The following is a 13,038-nucleotide window of genomic DNA, read 5'->3' on the forward strand; positions in this document are numbered from 1 at the left end:
GACACATTGACGAATAACGTTGGCCAACCGCATCAAACCTCAGTCGTCGCTATTCGGATCGAGTCCGGGGAAGAGAATCTCGGTGAAGCCGAACTTGCTGAAGTCGGTAATCCGCATCGGATAGAGCTTTCCGATCAAATGGTCGCATTCGTGCTGCACCACCCGGGCGTGGAAGCCCTCGGCCACCCGGTCGATGGGGTTGCCTGTCTGATCGAATCCTTCATAGCGCAGCATCGAGTAGCGATTGACCACACCGCGCAGCCCCGGCACCGACAGACAGCCTTCCCACCCCTCTTCCATGTCCTGCGTCAGCGGCGTGATGACGGGATTGATGAGCACGGTTTTGGGCACCTCCGGCGCATCCGGATAGCGCTCGTTGTGCTCGAAGCCGAAAATCACCACCTGCAGGTCGACGCCGATTTGCGGGGCCGCGAGACCGGCGCCGTTCGCATGCTTCATGGTGTCGAACATGTCTTCGACAAGTTGGTCCAACTCCGGCGTATTGAAATGCTCCACCGGTTTGGCGATACGCAGCAGGCGCGGATCACCCATCTTCAGTATGTCGCGAATCATCGGTTGGGTCCTCACATCAAAGCGCGGCCAACATTGCCCGCATAGCCTCTTCGTCCAGCACGGGCACGCCAAGTGCCTCTGCCTTCGCCAATTTACTGCCCGCATCGGCGCCCGCCACGACATAGTCGGTCTTCGCCGAAACCGAGCCAGCCACCTTCGCGCCTCGCTCCTCGAGCATGGCTTTCGCCTCGTCGCGCGAGAGCGTCGGCAATGTGCCCGTCAGTACGAACGTCTTGCCCGCCAACGGCAGCGGTGCCACAGCCGCAGGTTCAGACTCCGGCCAGGTGACGCCGCCCGCCCGCAATTGTTCGATCACCTCGACATTATGCGGCTCACCGAAAAAATTGGCGATGGACTGGGCCACAATGGGGCCGACGTCCGGCACCGCCAGCAGTTCATCGACGCTGGCCGCCATCACGTTGTCGAGCTTGCCGAAATGGCGTGCGAGGTCCTTCGCGGTCGCTTCGCCCACATGACGGATACCCAGCGCGAAGATGAACCGCGCCAGCGTCGTGTGACGCGCCGTCTCCAATGCTGCGACCAGATTCGACGCCGACTTGTCGGCCATCCGGTCAAGCACCGCGAGCTTTGCCACGCCCAGTTTGAACAGGTCCGCCGGTGTCCGAATAATCTGCTGATCGACCAGTTGCTCAACGAGCTTGTCGCCAAGCCCCTCGATGTCGAGCGCCCGGCGCTGGGCAAAGTGCAACAACGCCTGCTTGCGCTGCGCCGCACAAATCAATCCGCCGGTGCATCGTGCGATCACCTCGTCCGGCAGCTTCTCGATGGCCGACCCGCACACCGGGCACGCCGTCGGCATGACGAACGCCCGCGCATCGGCCGGCCGGCGCTCGAGCACCGACCCGACGACTTCAGGAATCACATCCCCCGCGCGACGCACAATCACCGTGTCGCCGATCATCACGTCCTTGCGGCGGATCTCGTCTTCGTTATGCAGCGTTGCGTTGGTCACAGTCGCCCCGCCGACAAATACCGGCGCAAGCCGTGCCACTGGTGTCATCGCGCCGGTGCGTCCCACCTGCACTTCGATGTCCAGCAATGTCGTCAGCGCTTCTTGTGCCGGGAACTTGTGTGCCAGCGCGAAACGGGGAGCGCGCGAGACGAACCCAAGGCGGTCCTGCTCGTCACGGCGATTGACTTTATAAACCACACCATCGATGTCATACGGCAGCGTCTCACGCGCCTCGCCGACCGACCGGTAGAACGCGAGTAGTCCGGCAGCGCCTTGCACGACTTCGCGGCGATCGTTCACCGGAATCCCGAGCGTCACATACCAGTCGAGCAGGGCCGAGTGCGTCTCCGGCATCGGAGCGCCCACCAATTCGCCCACCCCGTAAGCAAAGAACGACAACGGCCGCTTGGCCGTGATCTTCGAATCGAGCTGTCGCAGACTGCCTGCGGCGGCGTTGCGCGGATTGACGAAGACCTTCTCGCCCGCCGCTTCCTGAGCCCGATTGAGTTTGTCGAAGTCGGCGCGGAACATCAGCACCTCCCCTCGCACCTCCAACACTTCCGGCGGATTGTCGGCATCGAGACGCAGCGGGATTTTTTTGATCGTACGAATGTTCGCGGTGACATCCTCGCCGGTCGTGCCATCGCCGCGCGTTGCCGCCTGCACGAGCACGCCATGCTCGTAGCGCAGCGCAATCGCCAGACCGTCGAATTTCAACTCGACGGCGTATTCGACAGGTGCACCGAACAGGTCACCAGAGGGCGCGTTACCATCGCGGAGCCCATCGGACACACGGCGATCAAACGCCTCGACATCCTCGTCGGCGAAGCCGTTATTCAGCGAAAGCATCGGCACACGGTGCACAACCGGCGCGAAGCCCTCCAACGGCTTACCGCCTACGCGTTGCGTGGGCGAATCGGGGCGCTGCAATTCGGGATAGTCGGTCTCGAGCGCGACCAGTTCGCCAAACAGGCGGTCGTACTCGGCATCGGGAATCAGCGGCGCATCCTCTTCGTAATAGGCGCGATTGTGACGCGCCAATTCGATGCGCAACTCGGCAGCACGTTGCGCAGCCGCCGTGACATCGGCCGCCTTTGGCGCGTTCGCACCCTGACCCGGAACTGAAGTTTGGGACATGCTTGGAAACTCGGGATACGAGAAGTCAGAACATTATGCCTTCGACGTACGCACCTGCGCGTCGCCGATAGCAGCAATCAATCGGAATGAAAACGCCGCTCACCCGACGGTGAACGGCGTGCATCGAACGCGGTGCCTGACAGATCGTCGTCTGCCGTGCACCGCACTCGTCGTTACTGACTGAACAGGCGGCGCGTCACCGGCGAGCCTGCCGGCAGACCCCGCGCCTCGAGACGCTCGTAGAGCTTGAGCAATTGCTTGTCGACGTTTTGCAGCGCAGCATCCGAAAGCGGCCGGCGCTGATCGTCCACGACGCGCCCACCGATGCGCTGCCCAATCGAACGGGCGTAATCGCACATCAGGCGGAACGGCAACAGGTCTTCGTCGGCCACCGGCACATCGAGCAGCATCGTAATCAGATCACCGCCCTTGTACGTCAAATCGTCGCGCAGGAAGTTGGTGTCGCCGAATTGCAGCATGAACACCGGATTCTGGCGAGCATCGAGTTTGACGAAACGCATGCCGTCGCGCGAGAGCAGCAGACCATCCTGCGTTGCCACCGCCTGAACGTAGTTCGCCGACCAGGGGGCGCCGTCCGAGAGCACGTTGACCGACAGTTGCGCGTCGCATTGCGCGGCGAAATTGTCCAGTTCACGGCCACGGGCCACCGTCTCCATCATGTCGGGCAGTTCCGGTAAGGCGTCAACCGCGTCGGCGAGCGTCTGAACGAGGTTCGAGAACTCCGAGAACTCGACTTCGTTCAACGCGCCCGCGCGGTTGGCCAACTGCACGGCCATGCGCAACTGATGGTAGCGCCCACCGGTGCGAATCAACTCCCACGGCGAATGCTCGTCGGCACGGCCTTCGACGTTGACCGGCTTGCTGCCTGCACGTCGCATGCGCACAGTCAACGGCATCAGACGCTCCGCAGCCACCATGTTTGCCAAAGGCAGTTCGACGATGCAGTCGATGCGCTCGTCGATAACCGGCGGCGGGCCGCTCGGCACTGCAGGACGAGCTGCCGCGATGGGTGCCGGTGGCGCCACCGGAACAACCGAAGCAACCGGCTCCGCAGCGCCTTCAGCGTGTGCAAGGGTTTCCGCATCGGGCGCAGCGGCAGCCGCAGCAACCGCGCCGGCTGCAGCGGCATCCACGGTGTCGTCGGACGCGAGTTCGGCGTCAACCCGCGCCACCGTGCTCACGACGGCGGCTTGTTCCGCGTCGCGTGCTTGCGCGTCCTGATGACCCGGCAGGGGGGAGTCGGTCACCGATGGCGTTTCGCCCGTAGCCGCGCCCGCTTCATCGGTTTGCGCCGCGAGAGCGGCCGCTTCCTGTGCGGCACGCTTGCGTGCGGCAGGCGGCGCATCCCAGGCGTCTTCGTTAATGGCAAAGGCATCCTGCACCGACGTACCGGACGCTGCAACCGGGCCGCCCAGGGTCGGCTCACGGCGCTCGCCCGAATGCGCAGGCACGCGCGGGGGCGAAAGCGTCGGTTCGATGAATGGGCGATCGTCGTCGGCGTCGGGTGTCCCAGCAGTCGCGTCGATACCGGCACCATCGACCGGCATGCGACGCGGAATGCGTGCGCGTGCTTTGCTGCCCTGCCAGGCGTTATATGCCACGACCCCCAGCAGTACCACTACCCCTGCGGCAATCAAACTCAGCTGCAGTTCATTCATGCGCGGCGTTCCTCTCTCTTCTCCATCTTGGGCGCGGGGTCAGGCGATCTCGGCCAGATTGATCGCAGACTCCATGTCCACCGCAACGATCCGCGACACCCCTTGTTCCTGCATGGTGACGCCGATGAGCTGATTGGCCATTTCCATCGCGATTTTGTTATGCGAAATAAATACGAATTGGGTACGGTCCGACATGCGCGCCACCATCTTGGCGTAGCGCTCGGTGTTGGCATCGTCAAGCGGTGCGTCCACCTCGTCGAGCAAACAGAACGGCGCCGGGTTGAGCTGGAACATCCCGAACACCAGCGCAATCGCCGTGAGCGCCTTCTCACCACCAGACAACAAATGAATCGTAGAGTTCTTCTTGCCCGGCGGTTGCGCCATCACCTGAACGCCCGCGTCGAGAATTTCGTCGCCGGTCATGATGAGCTTGGCCTGTCCGCCGCCGAACAGCATCGGGAAGAGTTCTCCGAAATGTTTGTTCACTTCGTCGAACGTGCCTTGCAGCAGCACCCGCGTCTCTTCGTCGATCTTGCGAATGGCGCCTTCGAGCGTTTCGATGGCGTCGTTCAGGTCGGCCGACTGCGCGTCGAGGAAAACCTTGCGGTCGCGCGCCGTTTCCAGCTCTTCGAGCGCAGCCATGTTGACCGGACCCAACGCATTGATCGCATTGTTGATGCGGGTGACTTCACCTTGCAGATACGACGGCTTCAGATCCGGCGTGAGCTTGGCGGAGAGCGCCTCCTCATCGACTTCGGCCGTCGTCAATTGCTCGACGAACTGCTCGCGATTCAGGCGTGCCGCCTGTTCCTTCAACTGCAATTCCGTGATGCGGTCGCGCAGCGGTTGCAGCCCGCGCTCCGCAGCAAGACGTTCTTCGTCGCTCTGGCGCAGCTTTTGCGTCAGCGCATCGAGTTCGATACGGGCAGCCCCAAGAATCTCTTCCTTCTCGGCGCGTAATTCGAGTGCGTCCTGCAAGCCATTCTCGACCGTCTGCTCCGTGATCTGCGCGAGTTCGGCCTGCGCTTGCTCAATCGACACCACCAGACGTTCGGCCTGCTCGAGCGCCGTCTGAATATTACGGCGATGTTCGTCGATCTTGCTCGAAATCCCTTTCTGACCGTAAGACGCTTCCTGCGCCAGGCGCTCCAGTTCGCGTGCACGGTTGCGGGCGTCGGAGAGCTGGCTGTCGAGCGATTCGAATTCGAGTTGACCGTCTTCGAATGTCGCCTGCAATTCGGCCAAACGCGAATCGCTTTGCTCGAAATTCGCTTCCGATTCGGCGCGCAACGCGACCTGCTCTTCGATCTGTGCGGCAATCTCGCTCAGTTCTTCGTCGATCTGCGTGCTGCGGGCGTTGTAGCGCTCATAGGCTTGCGTGAGCTTGAGCACATCCATTTGCAGTGCGTGCACGCGCTGCGTGGCCCGCTCCGCACGTCCGCGCACCTCGGTCAGGGACTGCGCCGCCTGACTATAGGCCGCCTCCGCGCGCACAGCACTCGACTTGGCTTCATCGGCGAGCAAGGCTTGGGCACGCAGCTGCTTGCCCAGATTCTCGATTTCCTGCTGACGGGCCAGCAAACCGGCCTGTTCGGAGTCGGCGGCGTAAAGCTGTACGCCGACGCGCGTGACCTGATGGCCCGCCTTGACGACAATCGATGCCCCTTCGGGCAGTTGCGCCCGGGCGACCATGGCTTGCGTCAGATCGTCGGCCACGAAAACGTGACCGAGCCATTCCTGCAATACGGCGCGCAGGCCCGGATCGTCGATTCGGAGCAACGAGAGCAGCGGGCGCAACGCGGCCGGGGCTTCGAGCGGACGGGCCGCTGACGGCGGCGAATAGAACGCCAGCTTGGCCGGCGGCGCATCGCTCGCGAAGGCCTTCACCCAGTCCAGATTGCTGATTTCCAGTGCGGCAAGACGCTCACGCAGCACCGACTCGAGCGCGTTTTCCCAGCCCGGCTCGATATGCAGTTTCTTCCAGAGACGCGGCAGTTGCGCCAGTTCGTGTTTGTCGAGCCAAGGCTGAACCTTGCCTTCCGTCTGCACACTTTCCTGCAACTGCTTGAGCGCCGTCAGACGCGCCTCGAGTTGCGCAATGGTCGCGGCTTCCGACTGCACGCGAGCCTGCGCCTCGGCACGCTCGGCTTCCAGTCGCGGCAGCCGCTCCTGTGCATCGGCGAGTTCGGCCTGTGCATCCTCGAGCATCGCCTGATGTTCGGCAAGGTCGGCGCGTTGCGCTTCCAGTTCGGCTTCATCGGGCTTGTCGAGCCCGCGCGCCTCGCCCTGCAAACGCTCCTGACGCTGCTGCAACTGCTGCAACGCCTGATCGGCGTTGCGCTGGTGCGCCGCTTCGAGCTTCAGACTCTGCTCGACCTGCGCGATCTCGCTGCGTTGCTCGTTGAGCAGATTCTGCGCATCGCGCCAGCCGGCTTCGAGCGCAGGCAGCGCGTCGTTCTGATCGGCCGCCTGATCTTGCGCGGTGGCCGCGCGCTCTTCGGCAATGACGAGTTCTTCTTCGGCAAGCGCGAGTTCTTCTTCCGATTGCGCGGAACGGGCCTGCCACTGCTCGCGCTGGGAAGTGAGCGCGGCCAATTGGGCCTGCACGCGATTGCGCGACTCGACAACGTAGCGAATCTCGGCTTCCAGACGGCTGACTTCCGAATTCGCCTCGTACATGGCGCTTTGCGCGGCCTGTACGGCGTCGGTGGCCGTATAGTGGGCGGCGCGCAGCGTTTCAAGATCGGCTTCCGAACCGCGCAGACGCGCCATCTGTGCTTCGAGATCGACCTGAGCCGATTCGATGGCGCGTTGCTGACGTTCTTGTTCGTTCTGGGCTTCGTTCTTGCGCAGCAGCCACAACAACTGCTGCTTCTCTTCGCCGTCGCGCTGCAAGTCCTTGAATCGGTTGGCGACAACGGCCTGCGATTCGAGCTTCTCGAGATTGGTACCGAGCTCACGCAGAATGTCTTCAACGCGCGTGAGATTTTCACGCGTGTCCTGCAGGCGATTCTCGGTCTCGCGACGGCGTTCCTTGTACTTGGACACGCCCGCGGCTTCTTCGAGGAACACGCGCAACTCTTCCGGCTTGGCCTCGATGATGCGCGAGATCATCCCCTGCCCGATGATGGCGTAGGCGCGCGGCCCGAGGCCGGTACCAAGGAAGATGTCCTGAATGTCGCGGCGGCGAGCCGGCAGATTGTTGATGTAATAGCTGGAGGTGCCGTCGCGCGTGAGCACGCGCTTGACGGCGATTTCGGCGTACTGGCTCCACTGCCCGGCAGCGCGCCCGGCGCTGTTGTCGAACACGAGTTCGACGCTCGCGCGGCTCGCCTGTTTGCGGGCGGTTGACCCGTTGAAAATCACGTCCTGCATCGATTCGCCGCGCAGCTCGGAGGCGCGCGACTCGCCGAGCACCCAGCGCACGGCATCGATGATGTTGGATTTGCCGCACCCGTTCGGGCCGACGATCCCGACCAATTGGCCAGGTACCGCGAAGTTCGTCGGATCGACGAATGACTTGAAGCCAGCGAGTTTGATGGAGGTCAGACGCACGGCAGGTTCGCTTTATCGGTCATTGAATGATGGGAAAGACGCAGACGCGCTAGCTGGTCCTGTCGGGCCTTGCGCACGCTGGCGCGCGCAGGCCGCTTACATCGATATAACATCGGTACGCATCATACCATCGCATCCCCTGCCGTCGCGGATTTACAACGACGCGAATCCGGCAAAATACCTGACAGAACGCCGGCCGCCACAATGCACAGCCCGCCGGCGATTTCACGCACGCCCAGCCCTTCGCTGGCAAGCCACCAAGATGAAATGGCCGCCACGACAATTTCAAACAGCATGATGAGCGCCGCCTGATTGGCCGGCACACGCGCCAGGCCGAACTGCACGACGACATTGGTTGCCGCAATGGCGCAACCCAGCGCCAGCGCAACCGCAGCGGTCGCGGCGCTCGACGTGAGGGCCGCGACGGTGGCACGGCCGGCTTCGGCGCCGCCGTCGAACGGCAGCACCAGCAACCCGCCGACCGCGCAGCCGAGATAGAGCGCCCAACTGCGCATTTCCGCGCGCACCCCCGGCAACGACTGACTGACGCGTCGCAGCAGCACGTTATTGAGGGCGAAAGCCGCACCGGCAATGGCTCCGGCCCATTCACCGGGGTTATTCGGCACGGGCCAGCCCAACTCGGGCGACCAGAGCATCAGCCCCGCCCCGCCCAACGCCAGCGCGATCAGGCCCGCGCCACGCAAGCCGACGCGCTCGCCGAGCAGCCAGTGAGCGAAAAGCGCCGTCCAAACTGGGGTCAGATAGAAAAGCAGCAGCACACGCATGACATGGCCATGCGTCGTCCCCCAGACAAACGCCACATTGGTCGTGCCTCCCGCGAACGCCACACCGGCCAGCAGCCACGACCAGCGCAGCGTACCAAGCGAGCGGCGATAAACCAGCGTGAGCAGCAGCAGCGCCACGCTCGCGGTACAAATCTGTGCAGGCACCGCCGCAACACCCCACTGGCCAAGCATGCGGTAGGGAAACCAGGCCAGTCCCCACACGGAGGAACCGATGAGAATGCTCAAGGCGGGTGCCGCCCGGGTGCGCAGCGAAGCGCCGGCGTTCGATGCCGGGCCGTGCGCGCCGTTGCCGGCTACGGTCATACTATTGACTCCTGAAAAACCTGAGATACTCCGCAGACTTGCCTCATTGGCGCCCCGGAATGTGCTGAATTACGCGGCGGCCGCGCTTTGTGGGCGCCGTAACGGTATAATTTTCGCTTTGCCGATCTTGCCATTCTTGAGCGCGTCCGGGAACCCCGTTGCGTGATGTACTGGATAAGTGCGAACCCATATGTGGCATGCCATCCGCAAGCCCGGCGCCGGAAATCGCATCATGGCGCACCGGCGCCCCGGGAGATCCGGCCCAGCCGCCTTGCGCGGTCCGAATTGCCTCGAGCGTTGCCCTGAGTGGCATCGCGAACCCTAGCCCTGAGTCTGTTTGAATTCTCGTGAACCCATTACTCGACAAGCTCCAGCCCTATCCCTTTGAACGCCTGAAGTCGCTGGTAGCGGATGTGACGCCCGCCAGTGCATACAAGGCCATTAGCTTCGGCATCGGTGAGCCCAAGCACCCGACGCCGCAGTTCATCAAGGAAGCCTTGATCGAAGGGCTGGGCGGCCTCTCGAACTACCCCGCCACGGCGGGCGGCGAACCGCTGCGCGCGGCGATTGCCCAGTGGCTGGCGCGCCGCTACGCGCTGCCCAACGTGAATCCGGCCACCGAAGTGTTGCCGGTCACGGGCTCGCGCGAGGCACTCTTCTCGTTCGCACAGGCGGTGGTCGACGGCGGTAAGCCCGGTGCACGGGTGCTGTGCCCGAACCCGTTCTATCAGATCTACGAAGGGGCAACGCTGCTTGCCGGCGCCACGCCCTACTATGTCGATAGCGATCCGGCGCGCAACTTCGCCCCGAATTACGATAGCGTGCCGGCGGATGTCTGGCGCGATGTCCAGCTCGTTTATCTCTGCTCGCCCGGCAATCCGACCGGTGCCGTGCTGGGTCTTGCCGAGTGGAAGCGTCTGTTCGAACTCTCGGACCAGTACGGTTTTGTGATTGCGTCCGACGAGTGCTATTCCGAGATCTATTTCGACGAAGAGCGCGCACCGCTGGGCGGTCTTGCGGCAGCCCACCAACTGGGTCGTGGTTTCGAGCGTCTGGTGGTGTTCTCCAGCCTGTCGAAGCGTTCGAACGTGCCCGGCATGCGCTCGGGCTTCGTGGCCGGCGACGCCGCCATTCTGAAGAAATTCCTGCTGTACCGCACGTACCATGGCTGCGCGATGAGCCCGGCCGTGCAGGCGGCGAGTGTCGCGGCGTGGAACGACGAAGCCCACGTGCGCCTGAACCGCAGCAAGTACCTGAAGAAATTCCAGACCGTCACGCCGATGCTCGCCGAAGTGCTCGACGTGCGCCTGCCGGACGCGGGCTTCTACCTGTGGGCCAAGGTTGACGCGAAAACCGGCCTGTCCGACACGGAATTCACACGCCAATTGCTGGCGCAATACAATGTGGCCGTACTGCCCGGGTCGTACCTCGGCCGCGCGGCGCACGGCGCCAACCCGGGCGAGCACTATGTGCGCATCGCCCTCGTGGCCGATGTGGACGAATGCACCGAAGGCGCCCAGCGCATCGTGCAGTTCTGCCAATCCCTTTAATCCTTACTGCAACTGATTCTCGCCATGTCGCAACAACTGCAAACCACCATCGACCAAGCCTGGGAAAACCGTGCCGAGATTTCGGCCAAGTCGGCACCTGCCGACGTGCGTGAGGCTGTCGCCCACGTCATCGCCGAGCTGGACAAGGGCACCCTGCGCGTGGCCCAGAAGCAAGACGGCCAGTGGATCGTGAACCAGTGGATCAAGAAGGCCGTGCTGCTGTCGTTCCGCCTCGAAGACAACGCCGTGATGCCCGCCGGCGGCTTCAGCCAGTTCTACGACAAGGTGCCGAGCAAGTTCGCCAGCTACACCGCAGAAGACTTCGCGCGCGGCGGCTTCCGCGTGGTGCCCCCGGCAGTGGCACGCCGCGGCTCGTTCATCGGCAAGAACGTCGTGCTGATGCCGTCGTACACGAACATCGGCGCCTACGTTGACGAAGGCACGATGGTCGACACGTGGGCCACCGTCGGTTCGTGCGCACAGATCGGCAAGAACGTTCACCTCTCGGGTGGCGTCGGTATCGGCGGCGTGCTCGAGCCGCTGCAAGCCAATCCGGTCATCATCGAAGACAACTGCTTCATCGGCGCGCGCTCGGAAGTCGTGGAAGGTGTGATCGTCGAAGAAAACTCGGTGATCTCGATGGGCGTGTATCTGGGTCAGTCGACCAAGATCTACGACCGCGAAACGGGTGAAGTGCATTACGGCCGTGTGCCGGCCGGTTCGGTCGTCGTGCCGGGCAACCTGCCGTCGAAGGACGGCAAGTACAGCCTGTACTGCGCCGTGATCGTGAAGAAGGTCGACGCGCAAACGCGCGCCAAAACGGCAATCAACGACCTGCTGCGCGGCGAATAAGTCCACGCGGCACCGACGAGGCGCAGTCGCAGTCCTGACTGCGATGTTGCGCCTCGTTCTTTTGTAATCGCGACATCAGGAGTTCTGGCGATGACGGCAGTGCTGTATGGCATTCCCAACTGCGATACCGTGAAGAAGGCGCGCGTGTGGCTCGACGAGCGCGGCGTGGCGTACGACTTCCACGACTTCAAAAAGGCGGGCGTGAACGACGCACTGCTGGGTAACTGGCTCGCCCAGGTACCCCTCACCACATTGCTCAACCGCAAGGGCACAACGTGGCGCAAGCTCTCGCCGGAGCAACAGGCTGCGGCGGCCGACGAGTCGGTCGCCCGCACCCTGATGATCGAAAACCCGTCGCTCATCAAACGCCCTGTGCTGGTGGCCGACGGCAAGGTTTCCGTGGGCTTCACGCCCGACAGTTACGCCTCACGATTCTGATTTCATGACTTCCTCCCAAGGCGCCACGCTGGCGCTTACCGAGCAACTGATCGCCCGTCACTCGGTGACGCCCGAAGACCGTGACTGCCAAGCCATTCTGGCGCGCCGCCTCGAAGCGATCGGCTTCGCGTGCGAGACCATCGCATCAAACGGCGTGACCAACCTGTGGGCGGTCAAGCGCGGCACGCGTGGCACCGAGGGCAAACTGCTCGTCTTCGCCGGCCACACGGACGTGGTGCCGACCGGCCCGCTCGAACAATGGCATTCCGATCCGTTTGCACCGACGCATCGTAACGGCATGCTCTACGGTCGCGGCGCCGCCGACATGAAGACGTCGCTCGCGGCATTTGTGGTCGCTTCGGAGGAATTCGTCACCCAGCATCCGAATCACACCGGCGCCATCGGCTTTCTGCTGACGAGCGACGAAGAAGGCCCGGCCACCGACGGCACCGTGAAGGTTGTTGAAGCGCTCACAGCGCGCCGCGAGCGCCTGGACTACTGCGTGGTCGGTGAGCCGACGTCGAGCCAGCAGTTGGGCGACATGGTCAAAAACGGCCGCCGCGGGTCGATGTCGGGCAAGCTCGTGATCAAGGGGGTCCAAGGTCATATCGCCTATCCGCATCTCGCCAAGAACCCGACGCATTTGTTCGCGCCGGCACTCGCCGAACTGACGCAGACGGTCTGGGACAACGGCAACGACTATTTCCCGCCCACCACGTGGCAAATCTCGAACATTCACGCAGGCACCGGGGCAACCAACATCATCCCCGGCGAGTTGACGGTGATGTTCAACTTCCGCTTCTCGACGGCCAGCACGTCCGAGGGTCTCCAGCAGCGCGTGCACGAACTACTCGACCGTCATGGCCTGACCTACACGCTCGACTGGTCGATCAGTGGCCAGCCTTTCCTCACGCCGCGCGGCGATCTGTCGGAAGCCCTCTCTAGCGCGATCCACGAGGAAACGGGGCTTCAGACCGAGCTTTCGACCACAGGCGGCACGTCGGACGGGCGCTTCATCGCCCGCATTTGCCCGCAGGTCATCGAATTCGGTCCGTGCAATGCCAGCATTCACAAGATCGACGAACACATTGCCGTGGCCGATATCGAGCCGCTTAAGAACATCTACCGCGGCGTGTTGAAGCGCCTGGTGGCCTAAGGCGCGCGAGGTAATC

General features: G+C 63.2%; 9 protein-coding genes. 4 read left to right on the top strand and 5 right to left on the bottom strand.

What is annotated here, in order from left to right; genetic code table 11:
- Nucleotides 1-39 precede the first annotated feature (39 nt).
- The 5 genes from def to C266_RS00315 form a co-directional block, all read right to left on the bottom strand.
- Entirely contained in the window at nucleotides 40-573 is a 534-nt protein-coding gene (gene def, locus C266_RS00295) for a peptide deformylase (protein ID WP_010803857.1), read from the bottom strand.
- Between the two features lie 16 nt (nucleotides 574-589).
- Nucleotides 590-2,683: an NAD-dependent DNA ligase LigA gene (gene ligA / locus C266_RS00300; protein WP_010803856.1), complete on the bottom strand. Its 2,094-nt coding sequence runs from the start codon at nucleotides 2,681-2,683 to the stop codon at nucleotides 590-592.
- 173 nt (nucleotides 2,684-2,856) lie between these two features.
- Nucleotides 2,857-4,362 carry a cell division protein ZipA C-terminal FtsZ-binding domain-containing protein gene (locus C266_RS00305; protein WP_010803855.1) on the bottom strand — a complete coding sequence of 502 codons (1,506 nt, stop codon included), beginning with the start codon at nucleotides 4,360-4,362 and terminating at the stop codon, nucleotides 2,857-2,859.
- 39 nt (nucleotides 4,363-4,401) lie between these two features.
- Nucleotides 4,402-7,917 carry a chromosome segregation protein SMC gene (gene smc, locus C266_RS00310; protein WP_010803854.1) on the bottom strand — a complete coding sequence of 1,172 codons (3,516 nt, stop codon included), beginning with the start codon at nucleotides 7,915-7,917 and terminating at the stop codon, nucleotides 4,402-4,404.
- Between the two features lie 122 nt (nucleotides 7,918-8,039).
- Entirely contained in the window at nucleotides 8,040-9,026 is a 987-nt protein-coding gene (locus tag C266_RS00315) for a DMT family transporter (RefSeq protein ID WP_010803853.1), read from the bottom strand.
- Between the two features lie 347 nt (nucleotides 9,027-9,373).
- Between C266_RS00315 and dapC the strand changes: the two genes are divergently transcribed.
- The 4 genes from dapC (at nucleotide 9,374) to dapE (ending at nucleotide 13,022) form a co-directional block, all read left to right on the top strand.
- A complete protein-coding gene (gene dapC / locus C266_RS00320) occupies nucleotides 9,374-10,576 on the top strand; it encodes a succinyldiaminopimelate transaminase (RefSeq protein WP_010803852.1) in 1,203 nt (400 codons plus the stop codon).
- Between the two features lie 24 nt (nucleotides 10,577-10,600).
- Nucleotides 10,601-11,428 (top strand): 2,3,4,5-tetrahydropyridine-2,6-dicarboxylate N-succinyltransferase, encoded by an 828-nt coding sequence (gene dapD / locus C266_RS00325; RefSeq protein ID WP_010803851.1) that lies wholly within the window; start codon nucleotides 10,601-10,603, stop codon nucleotides 11,426-11,428.
- Between the two features lie 90 nt (nucleotides 11,429-11,518).
- Nucleotides 11,519-11,866 carry an ArsC family reductase gene (locus C266_RS00330; protein WP_010803850.1) on the top strand — a complete coding sequence of 116 codons (348 nt, stop codon included), beginning with the start codon at nucleotides 11,519-11,521 and terminating at the stop codon, nucleotides 11,864-11,866.
- 4 nt (nucleotides 11,867-11,870) lie between these two features.
- Nucleotides 11,871-13,022, top strand: a complete 1,152-nt coding sequence (dapE, locus tag C266_RS00335) for a succinyl-diaminopimelate desuccinylase (RefSeq protein WP_010803849.1) — start codon at nucleotides 11,871-11,873, stop codon at nucleotides 13,020-13,022.
- The last annotated feature ends 16 nt before the right edge of the window (nucleotides 13,023-13,038 follow it).

Origin of the sequence: Pandoraea sp. SD6-2, from assembly GCF_000389825.1 — a bacterium.
GTDB lineage: Bacteria > Pseudomonadota > Gammaproteobacteria > Burkholderiales > Burkholderiaceae > Pandoraea > Pandoraea communis.

Excerpts from the sequence above, each read along its gene's own strand:
- def (WP_010803857.1), bottom strand. The coding sequence starts at position 573 with ATGATTCGCGACATACTGAAGATGGGTGATCCGCGCCTGCTGCGTATC.
- ligA (WP_010803856.1), bottom strand. The coding sequence starts at position 2,683 with ATGTCCCAAACTTCAGTTCCGGGTCAGGGTGCGAACGCGCCAAAGGCG.
- C266_RS00305 (WP_010803855.1), bottom strand. The coding sequence starts at position 4,362 with ATGAATGAACTGCAGCTGAGTTTGATTGCCGCAGGGGTAGTGGTACTG.
- C266_RS00315 (WP_010803853.1), bottom strand. The coding sequence starts at position 9,026 with ATGACCGTAGCCGGCAACGGCGCGCACGGCCCGGCATCGAACGCCGGC.
- dapD (WP_010803851.1), top strand. The coding sequence starts at position 10,601 with ATGTCGCAACAACTGCAAACCACCATCGACCAAGCCTGGGAAAACCGT.
- C266_RS00330 (WP_010803850.1), top strand. The coding sequence starts at position 11,519 with ATGACGGCAGTGCTGTATGGCATTCCCAACTGCGATACCGTGAAGAAG.
- dapE (WP_010803849.1), top strand. The coding sequence starts at position 11,871 with ATGACTTCCTCCCAAGGCGCCACGCTGGCGCTTACCGAGCAACTGATC.